This is a genomic window from Parapedobacter koreensis (assembly GCF_900109365.1).
Taxonomy (GTDB): domain Bacteria; phylum Bacteroidota; class Bacteroidia; order Sphingobacteriales; family Sphingobacteriaceae; genus Parapedobacter; species Parapedobacter koreensis.
Map to the genome: position 1 here is coordinate 72805 of NZ_FNZR01000013.1, position 21026 is coordinate 93830.

24 protein-coding genes and 1 tRNA gene are annotated in these 21026 nt (G+C 47.3%); 17 read left to right on the top strand and 8 right to left on the bottom strand.

The features are described from left to right. The first annotated feature begins 4 nt into the window (after positions 1–4). Together BMW65_RS22435 and BMW65_RS22440 are read left to right on the top strand one after the other, a co-directional pair. Positions 5–913: a glycosyltransferase family 2 protein gene (locus BMW65_RS22435; RefSeq protein ID WP_090609098.1), complete on the top strand. Its 909-nt coding sequence runs from the start codon at positions 5–7 to the stop codon at positions 911–913. 163 nt (positions 914–1076) lie between these two features. Then, on the top strand, positions 1077–1802 hold the full coding sequence (locus BMW65_RS22440; protein ID WP_090609100.1) for a sugar transferase: 726 nt from the start codon (positions 1077–1079) through the stop codon (positions 1800–1802). 3 nt (positions 1803–1805) lie between these two features. Here BMW65_RS22440 and BMW65_RS22445 read toward each other — a convergent pair whose 3' ends face one another. After that, complete coding sequence (locus BMW65_RS22445; RefSeq protein ID WP_090609101.1) at positions 1806–3761, bottom strand: sialate O-acetylesterase; 1956 nt, start codon at positions 3759–3761, stop codon at positions 1806–1808. Positions 3762–3843: 82 nt separating this feature from the next. On the opposite strand from BMW65_RS22445, the gene BMW65_RS22450 reads away from it, so the two are divergent. Then, positions 3844–5112 (top strand): MFS transporter, encoded by a 1269-nt coding sequence (locus tag BMW65_RS22450; protein ID WP_090609103.1) that lies wholly within the window; start codon positions 3844–3846, stop codon positions 5110–5112. Between the two features lie 20 nt (positions 5113–5132). On the opposite strand, the gene BMW65_RS22455 is transcribed toward BMW65_RS22450, so the two are convergent. Together BMW65_RS22455 and BMW65_RS22460 are read right to left on the bottom strand one after the other, a co-directional pair. Beyond that, positions 5133–6851 carry a tetratricopeptide repeat protein gene (locus BMW65_RS22455; protein ID WP_090609104.1) on the bottom strand — a complete coding sequence of 573 codons (1719 nt, stop codon included), beginning with the start codon at positions 6849–6851 and terminating at the stop codon, positions 5133–5135. 198 nt (positions 6852–7049) lie between these two features. Then, positions 7050–7124: transfer RNA gene (locus BMW65_RS22460), tRNA-Arg, on the bottom strand. Between the two features lie 138 nt (positions 7125–7262). Between BMW65_RS22460 and BMW65_RS23990 the strand changes: the two genes are divergently transcribed. Next, positions 7263–7406, top strand: a complete 144-nt coding sequence (locus tag BMW65_RS23990) for a cation-transporting P-type ATPase (protein WP_143053981.1) — start codon at positions 7263–7265, stop codon at positions 7404–7406. A gap of 2 nt (positions 7407–7408) precedes the next feature. On the opposite strand, the gene BMW65_RS22465 is transcribed toward BMW65_RS23990, so the two are convergent. Further along, positions 7409–7993, bottom strand: coding sequence for a class I SAM-dependent methyltransferase (locus BMW65_RS22465; RefSeq protein WP_090609106.1), 585 nt, complete (start codon positions 7991–7993; stop codon positions 7409–7411). A gap of 147 nt (positions 7994–8140) precedes the next feature. On the opposite strand from BMW65_RS22465, the gene BMW65_RS22470 reads away from it, so the two are divergent. Next, positions 8141–8962, top strand: coding sequence for an alpha/beta fold hydrolase (locus tag BMW65_RS22470; protein ID WP_245747723.1), 822 nt, complete (start codon positions 8141–8143; stop codon positions 8960–8962). A gap of 80 nt (positions 8963–9042) precedes the next feature. Here BMW65_RS22470 and BMW65_RS22475 read toward each other — a convergent pair whose 3' ends face one another. After that, positions 9043–10944 carry a M14 family metallopeptidase gene (locus BMW65_RS22475; RefSeq protein WP_090609109.1) on the bottom strand — a complete coding sequence of 634 codons (1902 nt, stop codon included), beginning with the start codon at positions 10942–10944 and terminating at the stop codon, positions 9043–9045. Between the two features lie 176 nt (positions 10945–11120). Beyond that, entirely contained in the window at positions 11121–12221 is a 1101-nt protein-coding gene (gene ychF, locus BMW65_RS22480) for a redox-regulated ATPase YchF (protein ID WP_090609111.1), read from the bottom strand. A 123-nt stretch (positions 12222–12344) separates the two neighbouring features. On the opposite strand from ychF, the gene BMW65_RS22485 reads away from it, so the two are divergent. After that, positions 12345–14150 carry a serine hydrolase gene (locus BMW65_RS22485; RefSeq protein WP_090609112.1) on the top strand — a complete coding sequence of 602 codons (1806 nt, stop codon included), beginning with the start codon at positions 12345–12347 and terminating at the stop codon, positions 14148–14150. A gap of 98 nt (positions 14151–14248) precedes the next feature. Here the strand turns inward: BMW65_RS22485 and BMW65_RS22490 are convergent, their stop codons facing one another. Next, positions 14249–14458 (bottom strand): helix-turn-helix domain-containing protein, encoded by a 210-nt coding sequence (locus tag BMW65_RS22490; RefSeq protein WP_090609114.1) that lies wholly within the window; start codon positions 14456–14458, stop codon positions 14249–14251. Positions 14459–14461: 3 nt separating this feature from the next. After that, on the bottom strand, positions 14462–14941 hold the full coding sequence (locus BMW65_RS22495; RefSeq protein ID WP_090609115.1) for a DUF2975 domain-containing protein: 480 nt from the start codon (positions 14939–14941) through the stop codon (positions 14462–14464). 156 nt (positions 14942–15097) lie between these two features. Between BMW65_RS22495 and BMW65_RS22500 the strand changes: the two genes are divergently transcribed. The 11 genes from BMW65_RS22500 to BMW65_RS22550 all read left to right on the top strand — a co-directional run bounded on the left by BMW65_RS22500 (position 15098) and on the right by BMW65_RS22550 (position 20921). Next, positions 15098–15310, top strand: coding sequence for a DUF2683 family protein (locus BMW65_RS22500; protein ID WP_090609117.1), 213 nt, complete (start codon positions 15098–15100; stop codon positions 15308–15310). A 291-nt stretch (positions 15311–15601) separates the two neighbouring features. Next, positions 15602–15853, top strand: a complete 252-nt coding sequence (locus tag BMW65_RS22505; RefSeq protein ID WP_143053982.1) for a hypothetical protein — start codon at positions 15602–15604, stop codon at positions 15851–15853. Between the two features lie 15 nt (positions 15854–15868). Continuing rightward, positions 15869–16501: an ATPase gene (locus BMW65_RS22510; protein ID WP_090609119.1), complete on the top strand. Its 633-nt coding sequence runs from the start codon at positions 15869–15871 to the stop codon at positions 16499–16501. A 240-nt stretch (positions 16502–16741) separates the two neighbouring features. Beyond that, complete coding sequence (locus BMW65_RS22515) at positions 16742–16987, top strand: hypothetical protein (protein WP_090609121.1); 246 nt, start codon at positions 16742–16744, stop codon at positions 16985–16987. A gap of 496 nt (positions 16988–17483) precedes the next feature. Next, a complete protein-coding gene (locus tag BMW65_RS22520; RefSeq protein ID WP_143053983.1) occupies positions 17484–17870 on the top strand; it encodes a hypothetical protein in 387 nt (128 codons plus the stop codon). A gap of 25 nt (positions 17871–17895) precedes the next feature. Further along, positions 17896–18375, top strand: a complete 480-nt coding sequence (locus BMW65_RS22525) for a helix-turn-helix domain-containing protein (RefSeq protein ID WP_090609124.1) — start codon at positions 17896–17898, stop codon at positions 18373–18375. Further along, positions 18375–18863 carry a hypothetical protein gene (locus tag BMW65_RS22530; RefSeq protein ID WP_090609125.1) on the top strand — a complete coding sequence of 163 codons (489 nt, stop codon included), beginning with the start codon at positions 18375–18377 and terminating at the stop codon, positions 18861–18863. Before BMW65_RS22525 ends, BMW65_RS22530 begins: the two co-directional genes overlap by 1 nt. 148 nt (positions 18864–19011) lie before the next feature. After that, positions 19012–19308 (top strand): helix-turn-helix domain-containing protein, encoded by a 297-nt coding sequence (locus BMW65_RS22535; RefSeq protein ID WP_090609126.1) that lies wholly within the window; start codon positions 19012–19014, stop codon positions 19306–19308. Positions 19309–19564: 256 nt separating this feature from the next. After that, the gene (locus tag BMW65_RS22540) at positions 19565–19744 is read left to right on the top strand and encodes a type II toxin-antitoxin system HicA family toxin (protein ID WP_090609128.1); all 180 of its coding nucleotides are present in this window, start codon (positions 19565–19567) and stop codon (positions 19742–19744) included. 40 nt (positions 19745–19784) lie between these two features. After that, positions 19785–20186: a type II toxin-antitoxin system HicB family antitoxin gene (locus BMW65_RS22545; protein ID WP_090609129.1), complete on the top strand. Its 402-nt coding sequence runs from the start codon at positions 19785–19787 to the stop codon at positions 20184–20186. 489 nt (positions 20187–20675) lie between these two features. Next, on the top strand, positions 20676–20921 hold the full coding sequence (locus BMW65_RS22550; protein ID WP_218145497.1) for an endonuclease Q family protein: 246 nt from the start codon (positions 20676–20678) through the stop codon (positions 20919–20921). The last annotated feature ends 105 nt before the right edge of the window (positions 20922–21026 follow it).

The window sequence follows — 21026 nt, forward strand, 5'->3', positions numbered from 1 at the left end:
ACCGATGAAGGTCAATCTTTATATCCCAACGCTGAATGCCGGGCCCCGTTTTGCCGAGCTGCTGGGTGCCCTTGAGCAGCAGACCTATCCGATAGCGGTACGTGTACTGGTGGATTCTGGTTCCAAAGACCATACGGTGGAGCTGGCGCGCGAAAAAGGTTTTGGAGTTATCGGCCTTGGCCCAGAAGGGTTTGACCATGGCGGTACCCGCCAGTGGGCCATTGCTAATTTCCCGGATGCGGATATTTATGTGTTCCTTACACAGGATGCGATTCCGGCCCACCCGGCCATGCTGGCGAATATTGTGGCGGCCTTTGCTGACGGAAAGATTGGCATGGCCTACGGCAGGCAGCTTCCCCATAAAGGGGCTACCGTTATGGAAGCTCATGCCCGGCTGTTCAACTATCCGGCTGAAAATCAGGTAAGGGGACTTGCAGACGCACCCACATATGGCATCAAAACCATTTCATGCTCCAATTCATTCGCGGCCTACCGCCGCACGGCCCTTGAGGAGGTAGGGGGCTTTCCCTCCGGCACCATTATGGGCGAAGATGTCATCGTCGCAGGCAAGCTTTTACTACAGGGATGGAAGATGGCTTATGTCAGCGATGCTTGTGTATACCACTCCCATGATTACCGTATCCGCGAAGAATTTGAACGGTATTTCGATATTGGCGTGTTTCATAGTGACAATCCATGGATATTCGAATCGTTCGGTCGTGCCGGTGGCGAAGGGTTCCGGTATGCCAAATCTGAAATCCGCTATGTAGCGCGTCGCAACCCGTTTTTACTGCCACGGGTTTTCTGCTCGTTCGCAGCCAAATGGCTGGGCTATAAATTAGGCCTTGCTTATCGAAACTTGCCGGCCCGATGGCGGCGTACCTTCTCCATGTACAAAGGTTATTGGAATTAGCTGGGCCTACCTTTACCCTAAATTGTGGAATTTTTCCCCAGTATCACAATCGTCTTTTTGGGGCTGAAGCCTGCTAATAGGCACTGGAACGCATCATAAGCGTTTTTGGTCAATGTGGCACTTAATTGGCATTAGTAGTCATGTTCAATAAGTGCTAAGTACCATGATAAGAGAGAATCAAGTTCAGCAGATAGCGTATAAAGTAGACAATAGCCTATACGAGTTGATAAACTATCAACCAACATTTCAGCCGGCTATTCGGATAGACCTTCAAGCCGTGAAGCGGAAACTGCTGGTTTACCAGGAGACCATTTTCCTCAAACGCATATTTGATATCCTGTTTTCCTCGGTGGTGTTGCTTGCAGGAGTCCCCGTATTTTTGGTGTTGATGTTGATTACCAAGGCCACGTCTAAGGGCCCTGCATTTTACCGTCAGGAACGCATTGGCAAGGATCAAAAGCCCTTCTATATCTACAAGTTCAGAAGCATGCGTGTCGATGCCGAGAAAGATGGCCGTCCGCAATTGGCATCGGATGACGACCCCCGGATTACAAAATGGGGGAAATTCATGCGCAAGACACACCTCGATGAGTTGCCCCAGTTTTGGAACGTATTGAAAGGTGATATGGCCATCGTCGGCCCCCGGCCGGAACGCCGCCATTTCATCAACGAGATTAAAGAACGGAGACCCGAATACACGCAGCTTTTTCGGCTAAAGCCGGGCATCACTTCCATCGGGCAGGTGCATTATGGTTATGCCGAAAATGTAGACCAAATGTGTGAGCGGGTTAACTACGATTTGAGCTACCTGTCTACCATGAGTCTGAAAACAGATATCGGTATTATTCTGGAGACCGTAAAAGCCATGACACAAGGAAAAGGGAAATAAAAGTTAGGGCTGGTATTTCACAGCCTCGGTAATGCCCGGCCAATCGTCTGTACGAAAAGGGACTGCCGGTAATCCCGCCCCATTGAAGAGGTTACTTTCTCCCGCATCATCCGCCCACGCATAACGCACCGCTACCGGTTTGCTTACCCCTTCACTTTGAAGAATGACGGTATGGCCACTGATGGTGGCCCGGGCGGGTTTGAACTGGCGATCCTTGCCAGCAAGCTCGAAGCCCATCACCTGCGCTCCGTGGGCCGACAACCCATCTTCCGCATGGTCAAACGTCACCATAGCCTGGCTGCCTTTGATTTGGAATGCGTTGTAAGTTGGCCCGCTGTACGGTGCCATCTTGCCATAGGCATCATGAAGGGCCACAAGCGCCAGCCGTGCACCCACATCTTGTTTATTGCGGGGATGGATATCATCCGTATTCCCGATGTCTGTGGTCACTGCCATGCCGGTATGGGGCAGCGATAACGTCATGGTTTGCGCCTCGCGCAATTCAGCCCAGCCACTACCTGTCGCGCTGGTGCCCCCTTCGGCCTTGAAGCTGGCCAGCTGCACGAAGTAGAACGGAAAATCGCCCAACCCCCAGCGTTTCCGCCAATCGTTGATAAGCAACGGGAAAGCCTTGCGGTATTGGTATGCCCTGCCGGCATTGGTCTCACCCTGGTACCAAATGGCACCTTTGATCGTATACGGTATCAACGGGTTTACCATCGCATTGAACAATAAGGTCGGATAAGCATTTGGGCCTACACTTTGGTCGCTGTTGTGGATGGCCGCGACCCGAAACTTCCATTCACCGGCCAGTGGCACGGTATTGTTTCCGATGGTGAGCTTGATATCATCGGCGCTGCCGGTGAACCCCCCGCCTCCGCCGGTATCTTCTATCCGTACAGCCATCCAATTTTGCCCGGTTTTCAATAGTCCTGCCGGAACAGCATATTGCCGCTTGATGTTATATCCATTGGTATTGCCCACCTTGGTACCGTTGAGGTATACCTCATCATTATCATCGATTTCCCCCAGTTCCAACACCGCTGCTGCTCCCGCTTGGTTTGCCGCCAGGGCAAAGGCCGTCCTGAACCAAACCACGCCGTCGAACTCCACCAACTGCTGTCCCTCCCAAGCGTCCGGCACATTCATGGTGAGCCATCGTTGGTCATCGAAGGACGGAGATGCCCAAGACGGCACTTCGTCGGCATTGGGAAGCTTGCCCTGTAGCTGTTCTACGCGCTGTAATGCACGGGCTGCATAAGCCGCTTGGAGCGAATCAATATCCAACCGGGGTAGCTGGGCGATCATTCCGGCAAACTCCGGATCCTGTTCGAATGCTTCCCTGCTGGTCCATGTCTCTACCATTGTGCCACCCCACGATGTATTGATAAGTCCGATGGGGATATCCAATGTTTCCTGCAATTTGCGTGCGTAGAAGTAGCCTACGGCCGTAAACCCGCCTGCGGTAGCCGGACTGGCCGCTTGCCACGTAGCCTCGCCGTCGATATCCGATTGCGGAGCTCCGGCGACGGTATTGGGGATCTTGATGTGCCGTATTTGCGGATAGTTTGCCGCAGCGATTTCCTGCTCGGCATTGGCGGCGGCATTTAGCGGCCATTCCATGTTGGACTGGCCGGAACAAATCCAAACATCTCCAACCAACACATCGGTGAATGTGAGGGTATTTGTGCTTTTTACAGTCAGCTCATAAGGGCCGCCCGCTTTTTCAACGCCGAGCTGTACGTGCCACTTGCCGTCACTTGCAGCATTGGTGGTTTTGGTCTGCTTGTTCAACGATACCGACACCCGTTCACCCGGGTTAGCCCAGCCCCATACCGAGATGGGAGCGTCACGTTGCAGTACCATACCGTTGCCAAAAATTTTCGGCAGGTGTACATCGGCAAATGCCGCCGTATTTAGCCAAAGCGAGAGCATGGTGAGTAAGATAGCTTGTTTCATCGTATACGTTATAATGGGTCATTTTGTCTGATTGATTCAAAGTTAAGATTTTTCACCGACAATAATCGTTAAGTTTGCAGCGATGAAAGCACAGGAATCGACAATATCGTTTAGCCGTTATCAAATAATGGTTATCATTATTTTGGCCATTACCCAGTTTACCATCATCCTTGATTTCATGATCATGTCGCCTTTGGGAGACATTTTGATGAAATCGATGCATTTGACCCCCGGGGAATTTGGCTTGGCAGTGTCCGCTTACGCATTCAGTGCTGGTTTTTCCGGTTTCTTTACCGCTGGTTTTGCAGATAAATTTGATCGGAAAAAGCTGCTGTTGTTTTTTTACACGGGCTTTGTCATCGGGACATTGCTGTGTAGCATCGCGCATACCTACCTGTTTTTAGTGGTAGCCCGCATTATCACCGGTCTTTTCGGCGGTGTTATCGGCTCCATATCCATGGCTATCGTTGCGGACTTATTCGCGTTACAGCAACGGGGTCGTGTAATGGGTTTTATACAAATGGCGTTTGGGGCAAGCCAGGTATTAGGGATACCCATTGGCCTCTATATCGCAAACGGCTGGGGATGGGAAGCCCCCTTCCTCATGGTGGCTGTATTGGGGATACTTATCGCCATCATCCTTGCCTTTTATTTAAAACCGGTCACCGCGCATTTGGGTGTCAAGAGTGAAAAATCTCCTTTTGAGCACTTGTGGCATACCTTTGCCCAACGGGACTACCGCATTGGGTTCATGGCTACGGCGTTGCTTTCGGTGGGTGGCTTCATGATGATGCCTTTTGGTAGTGCGTTTGCGGTAAACAACATGCACATCACGGTACACCAGTTGCCCATCCTGTTTATGGTCTCTGGCCTGAGCACCCTGGTGATTATGCCTTTTGTAGGCCGTTTCAGTGATAAAATAGACAAGTATAAGCTGTTTGTGATAGCTACGCTGTGGATGATGGCCATGTGTATTTGGTATACGCATCTTGCCGTCACACCGCTGTGGATAGCTATTGCCATCAATATATTGATGATGGCTGGTGTGATGAGCCGCATGGTGCCTTCCTCGGCACTCACCAGCGCCGTACCCGAATTGAAAGATCGTGGTGCGTTCATGAGTATCAATGCATCCTTACAACAGCTGGCTGGCGGCATAGGCGCCGTGGTAGCCGGCAAAATCGTCATTCAAAAAAGCAGCTTCGGTCCGCTTGAAAATTATGACGTGTTGGGTTATGTGGTGGTGATTCTCTCTATACTGAGCCTGTTCCTCATGTATCGGGTAGATCGTGTGGTAAAACGCGGTTCAGGTGGTTCAGTATCGTTTCAAGCTGCTGGAAAGCACCAGTAGGCCGCTTTCATTTCAGTAATTCATTTTACGACAGATGATTTCAATTCGATATCTGAGGTCATCCATGCGTCATGAAATTTGCTTTCCGTTTCTTTTTGACTGGATAAATCTCCCAATTTTGAATAAGCAATACTGAGTCCTTTTAATGCCCATCCATTTTTAGGTAATTTAGTCAAATCTTCATGATACGTATTGATTGCATCTTCGTATTGCCCAGCCGCCAATTGTAGGGCGCCCAGGTTATGCCTTACCGAGAAAAACCAGTCGGGTGGCTCATTGTAGTTGAGGGCATCCTCGATGGCAACGGCTTCTTCCAATAACGTTATACTTTGCGCAAAGTGGTTTTCCTGCGAAAGCAGTTCGGCCTTGAGCACTTTATAGGCAATTTGCACCAACTCGTAAACCGAATTGATGTCCCAAATGGTGATTTCTTTTAGTTGTTCTTTTGAGGCAATTTTTTCCAGTGCTTGGAGTTCGCTTTTAGCGGCTTCCCTATTGCCTTTGCCCAAGTGAGCCATGCCTTTAGCATAATGTAAGATTGCTGTTGGATAATCCAAATCGGGGAGTTCATTTTCCAGGGTTAAGATATCATCCCATTGGCCAAATTTGACGTACACATAATAGGGAATGGTAAAATAATGTTGAACAGTTCCCCAGCCGGGTTCCTTCATCAAGTGTTTGTTGACGTTTTTCCGCAACGCATCTGCCACATGAAGCGCCCATTTACTGTTGCCTTCAAGCGTGGCCGTGGCAGCCATGAAATGCTGGTTGTGTGGATAATAGGCCAAGGGGTAAACTCCTTGCGCATGGCAGGCGGTCACATACGCACTATCCACTTTTATCGCTTGGATGTTGGCTAACGTTCCATGATGATAATCTCCCGTTCGGATATAGATATGAGACGGCATGTGTACAAGATGTCCGGCGTTGGGGACCAGCCCTTTGTCAAATAATCTTGCGCTTTCGAGTGCCCGTTCAGGGGTACTTGACGCTTCCACAGCATGAATGTAGAAATGATGCGCCCCCGGATGTGTCGGGTGTTTTTCGATGATATCTTCCAGGAGTGCTGTGATTTCCGGGGTCCATTCCTTGTCATTTCCTTCCTTGTCCTGCAGATCCCACGGATGGAGATTCATTAACGACTCGGCAAAAAGGACGCCCACTTCAGCATCGTTGGGATATTTGGCGTGTAATGCCTCCATGGCATCGGCATAGGCCCTATCCAAAGGCGTGCGGTCTTCTACCGCATCTTTCACATATCGCGTTGAAAGCGCTGTGATAAGATCCCTTTCTTTCTCGGTCGTATTGGTTTCTGAGTGTTTCAGGGCTTTTTGTACAGCTTCGTAGGCGCGCTCATAATTGTCGCTTTCCATACCGGCATTATAGTTGGGGCCGAGTACGTAAGCATATCCCCAAAAAGCCATAGCACAGCTGGAATCTATGCGGGTGGCATAATAAAAAGATCGGGCCGCTTCAGCATGATTAAATCCATAGGCCAAAATTAAACCTTGGTCGAAATACCGTTGAACCAGCGTATCATCGGTTGATACAGGAAAATGCAAATCTCCGAGACCTTCAAATAATGGCGCTTTATTATCGTTATTGTACCATTCCCGATCTGTCGTAGCGGGAGCACACGTAACGGAGGATAAAGTGGCTTCTCTTTTTTGTTGATTGATGGTGTTTTGACACCCCAACAGATGCAAAAAAAGCCCTATTAATAGGATGCTTTGTTTCATGCTGTTTTTGTTTTAATTGGTCTTTCAAACTTAAGGAAAAAGTAGGAATTATAATCGCGTCCAACAAAAAAAAGCACATCATCCATCCTTAGGAACCGCTACCCCGCACCTGTGGCCGCAGCGAGAATGTTCGAACCCCGGCCAACGCTTCGGTTCTCATCCCTTAGAAACACAAAAAGCGCCGTATTGGCGCTTCATTGGTGTTCCCGAAGGGATTCGAACCCCTATCTTCAGAACCGGAATCTGAAATTCTATCCATTGAACTACGGGAACGGGGATGCAAAGATATTCAAATTTTCGAAATCAAAGCATCGCTTGGCAAGAATTTTGACGTTCTCGAACAAAACTAACGGCCTCCGATTTCCGGATCCGTTCAAACACACCAATGGAAGTCGTGCTTAATTTTTCAAAATGCCCAAGATCAAAAAATATCGACGATACGGCTACAACCAGTTGGATCCGCCGCGTAAGAGCTCCTGGTCTGCGCTGCTCATCGATATCCTGAAAGAACCGATGCTGATCGTCAATCGGACGTTTTTTTCACTGGGGATTTGAAATTATTCAAGAACCCTGGAATGGAAATAATGGTTCTCACCTTCATCTTCGAATTCCTCCACCATTGACAATCTGGATGCAGCCAATAGTGCTTTGTATTTCGCAGTACCGAGCGATACTGAACGCAAGCCGGTCATTACATCCTCCCATTCAACCGCCATGGACGGAGCGGTGAACAATAACCTCCCGCCGGGTCGCAAGGCATTGGCCATTTTCTGAATCACGGCCGCCTGCTCGTCTTCTGAGAGCAGAAATAATAAGCCCCAGGCGACAATTGCATCAAACTTGAGGTTGAAAAATGGCGACGTCACCACTGATTCGCAGCAGACAGGCGTACCGGGAAAATTACGCCGGAAAGCCTTGACCAATGTCGGCGATGCATCCACGCCGTAGACGTTCATGCCCTCACTAATCAATGTGCCGGAAATCGGGATGCCCGTGCCGCACCCGAGGTCCAGCACGGTAGCGCCCGGAGGCAATGTACGTGCCCAGTGGCGGATGGAAGCTGCGCCGATACCGTCGGCAGCCTGCCCACGTACAGTGATGAAACTTGCCGCTATGCGCTCGTAGCCGTTTGAATTGTCCATTGTCAATCCTTGAAGGTGCAACAAAAATAGGTATAAATCAAATTTCTGCCCCGCAATTTTAGGTGTAAATGCCTAAATTAGCCCAAGTGGCCAATAAACTAGTCCATGATAACGCAACGGACAAGGACTAAACAAGTAATTGATAATATGGAAAATACGACAACCGATACCCCGACTTTCAAAAGCGGTTATTCCGATGTGAATGGGCTAAATATGTATTATGAAATTTATTCACCTACCGGCCAGCCCTCCCGAATAGGCAAACCCCTTGTTTTAATTCATGGTGGTGGCTCCACCATCCAGACCAGTTTTGGAAGGATAATACCGCTTCTTGCCAAACATAGGCAAGTCATTGGCGTCGAGCTGCAAGCACATGGACGCACCAGCGATAGGGACACCGATCTTTCTTTTGAACAGGATGCAGACGATGTAGCGACGCTTCTTAAAAACCTGCGCATTGGCAAAGCGGATTTCCTGGGTTTCAGCAATGGCGGCACGACGGCCCTGCAAGTTGCCATCCGCTATCCTGATTTGGTGGGCAGTATCATTGCCGCTTCCGCGCTCTGCAAGCGTAGCGGAGTGCCATTCCAATTCTGGGACTTCATGAAACAAGCGCGGTTAGAAAATATGCCAACACCGTTGAAAGAAGCCTATAAAGAAGTTGCGCCGGATCCGGATGGTTTGCAAATCATGCACGATAGGGATGCCAAACGGATGGTTGACTTCAAGGACATACCAGACGAACAGCTCCAATCCATCAAAGCCCCCACCTTAATCCTCATTGGAGACCAGGATGTGATAACACCGGAGCATGCCATTGAAATGCACAAGTTGATTGCCCATACACGACTAGCGATTATTCCGGGTAGGCATGGAGAATATATTGGAGAAGTTACCACATTGAAACCCAATTACAGGGACGACAATTTTGTGGTTCCGATAATCGAAAACTTCCTTGAACAGCAGTAAGGAGAAGATATTTTTGGCACCTTTCCCTCGATATCCGCCCTGGATATCGAGGGAAAGGAAACCAATTGGTGTTTTTAAGGTCAGTTGCCGATGGTGATTTCCCTTTCCAGGTACCCACCCCTCGTAGACGACAACTTGATCTTCGCTTTGACGGGCTGTTGCTGTTTCAGCTGTACCTTGAAAGAGGCCGTCTTGGATTCCCCGGCTTTTGTATAACCCGCATAAAAAGTCTTATCGCGTGTCTCCGGACTGGTGATCACTACCGCTGCATTTTCGCCCCCGCTTAAGAGCTTACGGTCGATGTCGAGCAATACCTGATCTTCCTGTACGATTTTCACCAGTTTTGCCTGTTCCAAGGCAACAGGCAGTTTTCCCGTATTGGTCCAGGATACCGTTACCTCGTATTCGTTGTTGCTCAGTGCTTTCACCGCTACATCATCAAACTGGAGTTGCGGCAACTCAAATGACATGGCCAGGTTGAACAGCGCCTGGTTCTTTGCCCATTTTTCCAACACACTTGGCGGCGCATTCTGGGAGAAAAATTTGGGGTGAGCACCACCTATTTCCACCTCACCCAGATCCGGATGGATGAATTTAGTCCACGGTTTATAGCCTCTGCCACCATTGTTTTTCTGATCCCATAAGTACCCGTCATAGACATCTATTTCGCCATCGCCATCCAAGTCCTCATGCCGTCCGCCGTTCCACAATTCATCGCCGTACCAGATAGCACCGTAATAGAAGTAGCCGAAATCCGGCCCATGGCCAAATAGGGGAGAAGGTTTGGGGGGATCTCCCGGCCCGCCGGAGTTGCGCGTAGCATAAGTTTCATAGACATCCCCAGCCCACGGGTAGCCGGTGAATGACAATCCCAGGCTGTCCATGTGTTTATAAATAGCCAAGTCTTCCGGAAACATGCTTTCAGCACTTTTTGAAGTGGAGGGCGGCCTCAAGTGCATGGGCACACTGGTATCCATGGAGTTGACCACCGAAATGTTGGGATGCGAGAGCAACCACAGGACGACCGAACGGGTTTCCGTCTCGCTCAATGGGAATGGCCCCGCCCCACGTTGTGTATATCCACGGCCCGTGGCTTCCACGCCCGGCTCCGGACGCCAGTTTTCAGGGTAATTGCGGTGTAAGTCCAATCCGCCTATTCCGTCTTCATTGTAGCGGCCATCTTTGTCATTGTCTACACCTTCGGGATACACCAGCCATTCACCCTCACCTTCGGGGACACGTTTCATCAGCTGGCCAGAAGCATCCCGTTCATCGATGACGTAGTTCGCCCGTTTCAGTTCATCACCCACGGCTTTTTTCCGCATCTGGTAAATGACGCCATCGCCATCGAGGTCCTCTTCCGGATCCTCATCATAAAGTCCATCGCCGTCATTATCATCGGGCCGTGTCGTGCTCCGGTTGCGTTGGGCCGTGTGCATGTATAGATTTACACCGTCCGGATTGTTTATAGGCCTCAGGTAGATGGTTTTGGTATCAATCAATGCCGTGATTTGCGGATCCTTGCCGTAGTTTTCAATAAGGTGTTTGGTCAGCCACAGCACACTTTCGCTGCTGGTGATTTCACCACTATGCCGTACACCTTCAAAGTAAGCGGCGGGTTTATCCGTGTCTTTGCCGGTTTTTTTGTTGGTGAGCGTCATCTGGTAGATGGGCCTGCCCTCAAAACTGCGGGCCACTTCATAGAAATCAATGAGGTCGGGATATTGATCTGCCCACTTTTTATACCAATGGTAAATGACGTCAGGCGTGTGGAATTTATCAAATGTCAAGGTTCCCTTGGGGACATACTCTACCTCCTCAAATTGATGTTTCTTGAAATAGCTGATGCCGGATCGTTCACCCTTCACGGTGTAGAACGTGGTGGTCGTGTCCGATTCCGGCCATACCTCCAGCGAACGCTGGCCCCTGGTCAGAAAGGAGAAAAAGACCAATAAAAACAAAGTAATTGATGTACTTTTCATGGTTAGTTAATAAAATGTCTATTATTGTTTCCGCTGTTTGGGGCAAATTCGAGTTTGCCCATTATGCAATAGGTGTAAGCCTGTTATTGCCTTGCAATCTTATAGCATTTTGCTTGATATCACAATAAAAATGTGAAAAAAAAACAGGATTGTTACGGAGCGGATGCGCCCGGCTGCTATACGTTGAACCGGAAGTGCATGATATCGCCGTCCTGTACGATATAGGTTTTGCCTTCAACGGTCAATTTTCCAGCTTCCTTCACCGCGGTTTCCGAACCGTATTTCACGAAATCCTCATATTTGATCACCTCCGCACGGATAAAGCCCTTTTCAAAATCAGTATGGATGACACCAGCAGCTTGCGGTGCCGTAAAGCCGTTTTCGATGGTCCAGGCGCGCACTTCCTGCACACCCGCCGTGAAATACGTGGCCAGGTTCAGCAGTTTGTAAGCCGCCCGGATAAGCTTGTATACCCCCGATTCATTCAAACCCAAATCTTCTAAGAAAAGCTGGCGTTCTTCATAACTTTCCAATTGGGCAATTTCCGATTCAATTTGTGCAGAGATGATGAGTACTTCGGCATCTTCGTCTTTCACGGCTTCCCGTACGCGGTCTACATACGCATTTCCGGTATTCACCGACGCCTCATCCACGTTGCACACATAAAGGATAGGTTTTACGGTCAGTAGCGAGAGATCTTCGATAAACTCAAAATCTTCCTCGGCAATGGCGGCCGTGCGAGCAGATTTGCCGGATTCCAAATGGTTTTTGATGACGGACAGAATTTCATACGTGCGCTTTGCCTCTTTATCGCCGCCGGTCTTGGCTTGTTTTTCAACCCGCTGGATACGTTTTGCTACCGTATCCAAATCTTTCAATTGCAATTCGGTATCGATGATTTCCTTATCGCGCACCGGATCGACCGACCCATCCACGTGGATGACATTCCCGTCGTCAAAGCAACGCAGCACGTGGATGATGGCATCCGTATTGCGGATATTGGCCAAGAATTGGTTGCCCAGGCCTTCACCTTTGCTGGCCCCTTTCACCAGTCCTGCGATGTCCACGATTTCGATGGTATTGGGCACTATCCGCTGTGGTTTTACCAGTTCGGCCAGCTTATTCAACCGCTCATCCGGCACGGTGATGACCCCTACATTGGGTTCAATGGTGCAAAAAGGGAAGTTAGCTGCCTGCGCTTTAGCGTTTGAAAGGCAGTTGAATAACGTGGATTTGCCTACATTAGGAAGGCCTACGATGCCGCACTGTAATGCCATGAATTGTCGATTTAAAAAACGGTGCAAAGATAAGAATAAGTATGATATCCGTAACCATTTGCTTAATTTGGCGTCTTAGTATAGACAACAGCTTATTTACACCTTAAACAAGTACATCATACCATGCGCATCTGTTTCATCCTATTTGCCGCATTATGGCTTACATCACCTACAATTCGTGCACAGTCTCCCTCGTCAAGCAATCGCCTCCAAGGCATTGATTCATTGCTGGAAAAACTGCTTGATGACTACCATGTCGCGGGCTTTTCCGTAGCCGTCGTGCATAAAGACAGCGTCGTTTATGCCAAAGGCTTCGGTTATCGGGATTATGAAAAACGGCTGCCCGCCACTCCCAATACACTCTATGCCATTGGGTCGTCCAGCAAGGCCTTTACGGCAGCATTGCTGGGCAAGCTGTTTGGCGACAGCCTTTCACTGGATGATAAAGTAGGGAAGCACCTTCCCCAGCTCCATTTTCAGGATGGGCGGGAAGCGCAAGTGACGGTACGCGACCTGATGACCCACCGCACGGGCTTGTCGCGCTATGACTATGCATGGTATGTGTTTAATTCCGACGATCGGGATAGCCTGTTGCAGCGGGTGAGCCATATGAAACCCAATGCAGACCTACGCGCAAAGTGGCAGTACAACAATTTCATGTACCTTGCCCAAGGGATGATTGCCGAACGGATGACCGGCAGGACGTGGGAGGAAAACATCAAGCAGTATTTCTTGGCACCCCTGGGAATGGCGCGTACCAACTTCGATGTGAAGGATATGGCGGCCGATGCCGATGCTTCACTGGGGTATACCGTCACGGAGAAGGATTCCATCAAGCACGTGCCTTATTTTGAAATCCGTGGCATGGGCCCCGCTGGCAGCATCAACAGCAGTGCACTGGAAATGACTGGCTGGCTCAAGACGTGGCTCCATGGCGGCAAATCCGGCAATGCGCAGCTTATTCCGGCCGCCTACGTTGGCGAGGCCATGACGCCGCAGATGGTCATGGGCAGCGGCCTTCCGGGCACGAAATATCCCGATATCCACGTTGAAGACTATGGCCTCGGCTGGATGATCGGTTCCTATCGCGGGCATTACCAAGTGGAGCATGGTGGCAATATCGATGGGTTTTCGGCGAGCGTCTGTCTATTCCCCAGTGATTCCCTGGGCATCGTGGTGCTCACCAACCAAAATGGTTCGGCCGTACCTACCGTGGTATCCCATTTCATCGCCGACCGCTTTTTGGATCTGCCCTTTATCAATTGGAATGCCCGTGCGGTCGATAAGCCAACGGAGACCACCACACCGGATACCACCGAGCAGGAAGATGTAGCACGCATACAGGGCACGAATCCTTCGCATGTCTTGGGTGACTATACCGGTAGCTATGCTAATCCCGCGTATGGCAAGTTCAATGTCAACCTTCGCAACGATACCTTGGTGGCCAATATCGGCAAAGACCGGGTTTGGCTGCGCCACTACCACTACGATGTGTTTGAGCTGAAAGAGTTTCCGCATGATGGCAAATCGGATACGACCGAAGGAGGACTCAAAATCAATTTCCGTACCGGCCTCGACGGGCAGATAGAAGGAGCGTCCATCCCGATGGACGAACCTACCGGCGATCCGGCCCTATTTAAGAGGCAGCCTTTCGGGACGGAGGTTTCCGCCGAACAGTTGCAGGCCTACGTCGGCACGTATGAAGTGGGCGGGATGAAGATTAAGATTACCGTGGATAAAGGGGTGGTCTTCATGGATGTGCCGGGGCAGACCAATTACGAGACCATTGCACAGGGCAACCACTATTTCAAACTCAAGGTGCTGAGCGGCTTTGCCATCCGCTTCGAAGTGGATGAGGCCACAGGTAAGGCCACGGCGCTTTATGCCATCCAGCCCAATGGTACATTCAAGGCGGTAAGGGTGGAGTAATAATGACGGGGTTTATATGGTAAAAGAAAGTCTGAAATTTCTGCTTTCAATTCGTGAGCATACCGAAGGCGTCTTGGGGGTTTAATGCGGTGGACTACTTATTCATCATCTACATATTCCAGAATGTCGCCCGGCTGGCAGTCCAAAGCTTTGCAAATTGCCGCTAAGGTGCTAAAGCGAATGGCTTTCGCTTTCCCTGTCTTTAAGATAGAAAGGTTGGATAATGTCAGATCAACCCGTTCAGAAAGTTCATTCAGGGAAATCTTGCGCTTTGCCATCATCACGTCTAAGTTTACAATAATCGGCATAGCTTAAATTGTTAGGTCATTTTCAGATTTCATATCCACGGCATTTTGCAATAGTCTCTCAAATATGGCCGCAGCAGTGGCAACTACAATAGAAGCAAGCGTAGTCACCATACACATAGCAAGAAAACCCGCAGGGTCGTCTTCTTTACTATGGAATATCCGTATATACAGTCCCGCCGTCACTATGGCAATACTTAGTACGATGGCGCAATATTTTATACCCCTTAGTGCCTTAACAGCGTTTGGGGAGAATACCTTATTTTGTCCGATGTAGCCAAGTAACCTGAACGCCTTGTAGAGCGCAATAAAAAAAGCGATTGATACAGCGTAGCCATACAGGATGAGCGGGTCAGCGTAAATGCTCAACAAATCCAAGTTTGCGGCCCTTCCCTCAGTCAGGGGAAACCAAATCAAAATGGCAAGTGCCACCATACCGATCAGCACGATAACTGCCTGGAGAAATACGATTGAAATACTTTTCATAACGATTTTATGAATCTATTTTACTCCGCAAACATAATAAATATTTATTGATAAACAATAAAAATTTGTTGTTTTTGAAAAATGACATTGAAGGCTATATAAGATTTGTAACAATGAAAATTGAAATGAAAAAAGAAAAACCCTCTATTTGTTTTTATGGAAGCCTACGTAGTATATCCAGAAAATAAAGAACAGCTTTCTGCATTGAAGGCGGTTTTAAAGGCACTTAAAATCAATTTTGAACCTCAGGTCGCCGCCCCTTTGCCTCCCCATGCCGTGGAAGGAATGAAACGCGGGATCGAAGACTTGGACAATGGGCGGAAAATCCCTTTCAGCGAATTTGAGGAATTGCTGACCCGCAACCCATAATGGCAGATTATAAGCTCTACTTTTCTCAGGAAGCGAAAAACAGTTTAAGAAAGATACCCGTCGAGTATTAGGTATCGTTTCCAAATTCCTATTTGCTTTTCAAACCGTTCAGGAAGATACGCGTGTAAGGCGCGCCATCGTGACACCCAAGACTTTTCCAGCCGCACGACCAATTAGACAAGCGGATCTTTGCTGCCTTCGGCGTTGGGTGCACAGCATAGGGAGTATCTTGAGCGGGCGGTATTGTTTGTTATTCAGAATATGCGTATCTTTGGGTGTAAAATTAGCCGCATGAGTAAATTGGAAGTATTGGAGAATATCGGTACGGCAGCTGTAAGGCGCCTGAGGGATAGTAAGCTATCTGCAGGCAAACCGTTTATGATCAACTCCGATGAACTGCCGTCTGGGCAAAGTTATTTGGAGTATCCAGATGGCAAGGTTTGCATTGTGCAAGTGTCGGCTGATTCACGTTCATTTGTCATATTGGATACCTTAGCTGCGTCAGTGGCTGATTCTGTTCGCTTGCGCCACGGAATTGGTTAAACCTAATATAGTCCGATGCCAGACCTATATATCATTACCGGTTCGAACGGCGCGGGCAAATCTTCCATTGGGCCGGAGTATTTGCCGCCAAATATCCGAAGCCGATTCTCTGTTTTTGATGGAGATCTCTTATTCGTTAAGAAGCGTCGTGAATTATTTCCAGCTCAGGTTCCTTCTCCAAAGGAAGCGCGTAAGTTAGCTTATGAATATGTTTCCGACACTTTCGATAGGTTGGTAGAAGAATCTCTTCGTCGAAATGAAACGTTTGTTTATGAAGGTCATTTCACCAATGACGCCACTTGGCTTACGCCGAGGCGATTCAAAGATGCAGGCTTTCGCATTCATTTGATTTTTCTTGGATTGAAGGATCCTGACATATCCCATCTTCGGGTAACCGACCGTGTCAATGATGGGGGGCACTATGTAGATCGACTTACCATCGAGGCCAATTTTTATGGAAATTTAGAAAAGTTGAACCAATACCTCCACTTGATTGACCATTTAACTATTATAGACGCATCGGGAGTCAAGCACAACACATTAGCTATTGTATTAGATGGCAAAATCACGTCAGCGGTGGCCGTTGACGAATTGCCAAAGTGGTTCATCGATTATTTACCAAATGTTGTGGCTTTGATTTCTGATTAAAGTTAATCGCGGCAATTTGAAAGATAAATCTAACCAGCACAGTTGGCCAACAATCCGTTGACTAATTTCATATTGAGAAGTCAAACGTTCACCCCCTCCCCCTCAAAAATACCCCAAAATAGGTATTGCAGCGGTGGCTTCTGAACGATATCTTCGCTTATACGAAGCGCAGAAAAAGCCACCGTTTTACGGAAAGCCGTAAGGCCGTTGTTTTGCACCGACTACCGACCCACAACCGCCATGCATAAGCGTATACTTTACCTATTCCTTGTCTTCGGATTTTTGTTGCCTGCTGCTTCGGGTGTGCAGGGTAGGGCAGTAGCCTATACAGCCACGCAGCAAAAGGATACTGTGGTATACATCACCAAGACGTGGGCGAAATACCATAGGGCGGGGCGCCGGTATCTGTCGCGGAGCCGGATTAAGACTACGAAGAAGGAGGCGATCAATAGTGGATATGGGGCGTGTAAGATTTGTAAGCCGTGAGGGCAAATTAGGGTAGAGAAGAAAATATTAATTACGGCATGAAAGATAGGTTTCGTACATTTTTGATACGTAATGGAATCACAAACTGTAAGCCGAACGTGTCATCCAATTATTTTCTAAGAGCAAAGCGACAATTAACGCGAATACTTGGTTGGGCCACCATTTCTTATCTAGGCGTTCTGATAGCCCTGCTTTCATATTTTAAAGATTTGTCGTTGGTTTATTATATTTTGTTTGTGTGATTTTGCTAAAAATATTATCCAAGTATGAGTCGAATTACTTATATTTGAAAATCAATTTTGTGTAATAAATTAATTATCAACCCGCGCAAAATATTGTTTGTTTCAATATTAGCATTATATTTGCGCTTAACTTATATGTTAAGTTGTTTGTCCGATTAGTCAGATTCAGAAGGTTATCCTTTAGGAAGGTCTACTATTATACAGCGCATATAGAAGGTGCTGATAATATCGAGTTTCAGGATTTTCTGGTTCGTATGAGCGATAATATTGAGTATCGCGAACAACTTGGTATGATATTACAATATATCGAAGAAATAGGAGAGAAGTATGGTGCACTTAGGGGACATTTCAAGCATGAGCGGAGTGCGGATGCTTTGCCGCCACCATATTACATTCAACCGGGCAAACCAAATAGATATGGTTTACGCCTGTACTGTATAAGGCTTAGCAATGATATCGTCGTCTTGTTGAATGGCGATTTGAAAACGGAGAATAATCCAGAAGACTGCCCGAATTGCCGTCGTCATTTCCGGTTTGCCAATGCGCTGGCTCGCAAACTTGATGAAGCAATCCGTGCTAAGGATATTATTTTAAATGGAAGAGAACTCGAAATGGATGAAGATTTCGAAGTGGAATTGTAAAAACAACTAAAACCAACAGAATAAAATGAAACGCCCAGAAGTAATAAACGATTTACCGCTGTTTGACGAAATTCTTAACAGTACCAGTCAGGAGTCTAAGCTTTATGTCACACGGTCGCTGGCTATTGCCAATCAGATTATTATGATTCTGGAGAAGAAAGGGATGAAACAAAAAGATCTTGCCTTATTACTGGGAAAGAAGGAGGCAGAAGTGAGCCGTTGGCTAGCGGGATTTCATAATTTTACCATCAAGTCTATAGCAAAGATTGAATCCGCACTGGGTGAGCAACTCATTTTCACCGAATCAGAAATCCGAGCAGGGCAAACATCACCGGCTGCGATAGCTGTGCATTCCGATCTGGATGTGAAGGAAGTCGATATCCAAGCATTCATCAAGATGAAGTACCCCACTCCAGATGGACTCTGGATATTCCACCCGAACAAGCCGGAGGAGGCCGAAATCACATATAGCCAGCCAAGGCAGAAACGACAAATTGTAGCCTAATGATAGTTAAGCGCTCTCCATTGGATTTAGCTGAGTTTGCGTTAGTCAATCAGCAATACAAGTTTACGCCACCTGATGAAGATAAGATAGACGTTGGTGCCTTGGTGGACCAATATGAGATTGACATCGATTTCTCAATAAATACCCAAGATAATATACGTTTCCAAGTATATGTGGCTATCGGTGTCAATAAGAACGGTGCATTGCCAGGATATGCCATTTCGTCCGAAGGGGTTGGTTTTTTTGATTTCTCCAAAGCGGCAGACATTTCAAAAAAGGAAAAGGGGGAGTTTCTGCAGTTTTCAGGAATCAGTATTTGTATCAATCAAATGCGTGGCATCATTGCTACACTTACGTCTAATGGGCCGTTTGGCAAGTACCTCTTGCCTTCCATTGATGTAAATGATTTGCTGAGCGAAAAACTGAAGGCAATATCGAAAGGTGGCGCGAAATCCCCCAAGGCATCGAAGACATCCCCCAAAAAATAATTGTAGGCGTTTCAGGGGAGATTACAGAGGAAGCCAGTCGTATCGCATATCCGGATATCTCATGCTATTATAGCCCGGCTGAAATCCGGAGATATCGAATGGTCCCGCGATGGCTCGGAATTGGAAGGGGATTTAAACTTTGGTGAAGATGAAGACTATTAAAAAAGCAAGGAAAATCGGCAGTCCGCTGATCAGCGGAATTATGGACGAATTGACCCCCGTAGAAAAAGTACAAACAGCGGTCAAAATGCGACTGGCAGCCAAATTGGACGATTTGATCAAGCAACGAGGTTGGAGCAAAGGGGATTTTGCCGACCGTGTAGGCAAGCATCCATCGGAAATTACCAAGTGGCTGAGCGGTACGCACAATTTTTTACCCAACTTCTACCCAACTTCCACCCAACTTTTTCACCCAATATTACCCGTTTTCCTTTTTAGTTTTTAAAGTGTGTGTTAGGCTTTTTTGCAATACATAATCGGTTTATCAGTCGAAAGCCAGTTTTTGCTTTGTAAGAGTAGGGAAGGAAGTGGTTTAGCGGGATACTAGATTTTCCTTAGTCAATTAGTAAACTGAAAACTGGTATAAATTTATTTTGCCTAACAGTAGTGTTTTTACTACCTTTGTATCGAAGATGGGCTCAATGGTGTGAGACCTATTATTTGAGGCTTAAAATAATTGTTCACACTAAAATTGGTTCCTTATGAAATCGAGCGAGTTCCATCGGTTTCTGCGGAAGAATGGCTGGAATCATATCCGTACCAGTGGTAGTCATTACATATATGAAAAGGATGGGAGGACTTATCCCGTTCCGTATCATGGTAACAAGGAAATGGGAGAAGGTCTCCGTAGAAAAATCATCAAGGATTTGGGGCTGAAATAATCCCCAAATTCTTATTTGTCACACATCGTATTTTTATATTATGAAAACACTGAAAATTATCATTGAGCGGAGTGCTGATATGTTCAGTGCTTATGCAGAGAATGTTCCAGGTATTTATGGGGGCGGGGATACTGTGGAAGAAGCAAAACAATCCATATTGGAAAGTATCGCATTATTAAAGGAATACAATACTCCGGAAAATATCCCTCCTTTTCTTAAAGGGGATTACAGTATTGTTTATCATTTCGATGCCGAAAGTTTCTTGAATTATTACAAGGGTATATTTACCAATGCAGCTTTGGAAAAAATCACGGGTATCAACCAGCGCCAGCTTCAACACTATTCTTCCGGTCTTAAGAAACCTCGGCAACCCCAACTGAAAAAAATCGAAGACGGTCTTCATAGGTTGGCGGCCGAGTTACAGTCGGTGGAATTGGTTTGAGACTTCTTTTAGTTGTTTGATTAGTTTTGGGACAACGGTTCCTTTCGGAGCGATGCTTTGCAAGAATTGAAGAACTTTTCTGTCTGATTAAAAAGGCCTGAGCTGTACCGAAATAAAGAAATTTTCCTTTTATTAGTTGCGTTTGGTCAATAATAATCCATGCCCCAACTTTGACGATTAATTAACTTATGTCTTATGCAAAAAAAGATAGTAAACGTTTCACCTCCCCTCAAAAATACCCCAAAATAGGTATTGCAGCGATCCCTGCTGAGCGATATCTTCGCTTATACGAAGCGCAGAAAAAGCCACCGCTTTACGGAAAACCGTAAGGCCGTTGTTTTGCACCGATTACCTTTGCGTAGCGGGCATTTGCAATTTTCATCACAATGGCTTATCTTAGATTTCGCAACGACCAATATAAACTCCAGTACCGGATTAAAACGATTAAAGAAAAGAAACAAATCAATCTTAACCATTCATTCAACCGCCATGTATAAGCGTATACTTTACCTATTTCTTGTCTTCGGATTTTTGTTGCCTGCTGCTTCAGGTGTGCAGGGTAGGGCAGTAGCCTATACAGCCACGCAGCAAAAAGATACGGTGGTGTACATCACCAAGACGGGGGCGAAGTACCATCGGACGGGATGCCGATATCTCTCGCGGAGCCAGATTAAGACGACGAAGAAGGAGGCTGTCAAGAATGGGTATGGGGCATGTAAGGTGTGTGGACCCTAATCACGTAAAATATCAACAGTGAGAGTTCGAGTCTCTCTCGGGACGTCACTAATAAAATTGAAAAAAGCAAACTAAAAAATAGCATAAAACAACACAAAGATACGA

Bases quoted from the DNA above. Each gene is read 5' to 3' on its own strand.
- BMW65_RS22435 (WP_090609098.1), top strand. From the start codon at position 5: ATGAAGGTCAATCTTTATATCCCAACGCTGAATGCCGGGCCCCGTTTT.
- BMW65_RS22440 (WP_090609100.1), top strand. From the start codon at position 1,077: ATGATAAGAGAGAATCAAGTTCAGCAGATAGCGTATAAAGTAGACAAT.
- BMW65_RS22445 (WP_090609101.1), bottom strand. From the start codon at position 3,761: ATGAAACAAGCTATCTTACTCACCATGCTCTCGCTTTGGCTAAATACG.
- BMW65_RS22450 (WP_090609103.1), top strand. From the start codon at position 3,844: ATGAAAGCACAGGAATCGACAATATCGTTTAGCCGTTATCAAATAATG.
- BMW65_RS22455 (WP_090609104.1), bottom strand. From the start codon at position 6,851: ATGAAACAAAGCATCCTATTAATAGGGCTTTTTTTGCATCTGTTGGGG.
- BMW65_RS23990 (WP_143053981.1), top strand. From the start codon at position 7,263: ATGCCCAAGATCAAAAAATATCGACGATACGGCTACAACCAGTTGGAT.
- BMW65_RS22465 (WP_090609106.1), bottom strand. From the start codon at position 7,993: ATGGACAATTCAAACGGCTACGAGCGCATAGCGGCAAGTTTCATCACT.
- BMW65_RS22470 (WP_245747723.1), top strand. From the start codon at position 8,141: ATGGAAAATACGACAACCGATACCCCGACTTTCAAAAGCGGTTATTCC.
- BMW65_RS22475 (WP_090609109.1), bottom strand. From the start codon at position 10,944: ATGAAAAGTACATCAATTACTTTGTTTTTATTGGTCTTTTTCTCCTTT.
- ychF (WP_090609111.1), bottom strand. From the start codon at position 12,221: ATGGCATTACAGTGCGGCATCGTAGGCCTTCCTAATGTAGGCAAATCC.
- BMW65_RS22485 (WP_090609112.1), top strand. From the start codon at position 12,345: ATGCGCATCTGTTTCATCCTATTTGCCGCATTATGGCTTACATCACCT.
- BMW65_RS22490 (WP_090609114.1), bottom strand. From the start codon at position 14,458: ATGCCGATTATTGTAAACTTAGACGTGATGATGGCAAAGCGCAAGATT.
- BMW65_RS22495 (WP_090609115.1), bottom strand. From the start codon at position 14,941: ATGAAAAGTATTTCAATCGTATTTCTCCAGGCAGTTATCGTGCTGATC.
- BMW65_RS22500 (WP_090609117.1), top strand. From the start codon at position 15,098: ATGGAAGCCTACGTAGTATATCCAGAAAATAAAGAACAGCTTTCTGCA.
- BMW65_RS22505 (WP_143053982.1), top strand. From the start codon at position 15,602: ATGAGTAAATTGGAAGTATTGGAGAATATCGGTACGGCAGCTGTAAGG.
- BMW65_RS22510 (WP_090609119.1), top strand. From the start codon at position 15,869: ATGCCAGACCTATATATCATTACCGGTTCGAACGGCGCGGGCAAATCT.
- BMW65_RS22515 (WP_090609121.1), top strand. From the start codon at position 16,742: ATGCATAAGCGTATACTTTACCTATTCCTTGTCTTCGGATTTTTGTTG.
- BMW65_RS22520 (WP_143053983.1), top strand. From the start codon at position 17,484: ATGAGCGATAATATTGAGTATCGCGAACAACTTGGTATGATATTACAA.
- BMW65_RS22525 (WP_090609124.1), top strand. From the start codon at position 17,896: ATGAAACGCCCAGAAGTAATAAACGATTTACCGCTGTTTGACGAAATT.
- BMW65_RS22530 (WP_090609125.1), top strand. From the start codon at position 18,375: ATGATAGTTAAGCGCTCTCCATTGGATTTAGCTGAGTTTGCGTTAGTC.
- BMW65_RS22535 (WP_090609126.1), top strand. From the start codon at position 19,012: ATGAAGACTATTAAAAAAGCAAGGAAAATCGGCAGTCCGCTGATCAGC.
- BMW65_RS22540 (WP_090609128.1), top strand. From the start codon at position 19,565: ATGAAATCGAGCGAGTTCCATCGGTTTCTGCGGAAGAATGGCTGGAAT.
- BMW65_RS22545 (WP_090609129.1), top strand. From the start codon at position 19,785: ATGAAAACACTGAAAATTATCATTGAGCGGAGTGCTGATATGTTCAGT.
- BMW65_RS22550 (WP_218145497.1), top strand. From the start codon at position 20,676: ATGTATAAGCGTATACTTTACCTATTTCTTGTCTTCGGATTTTTGTTG.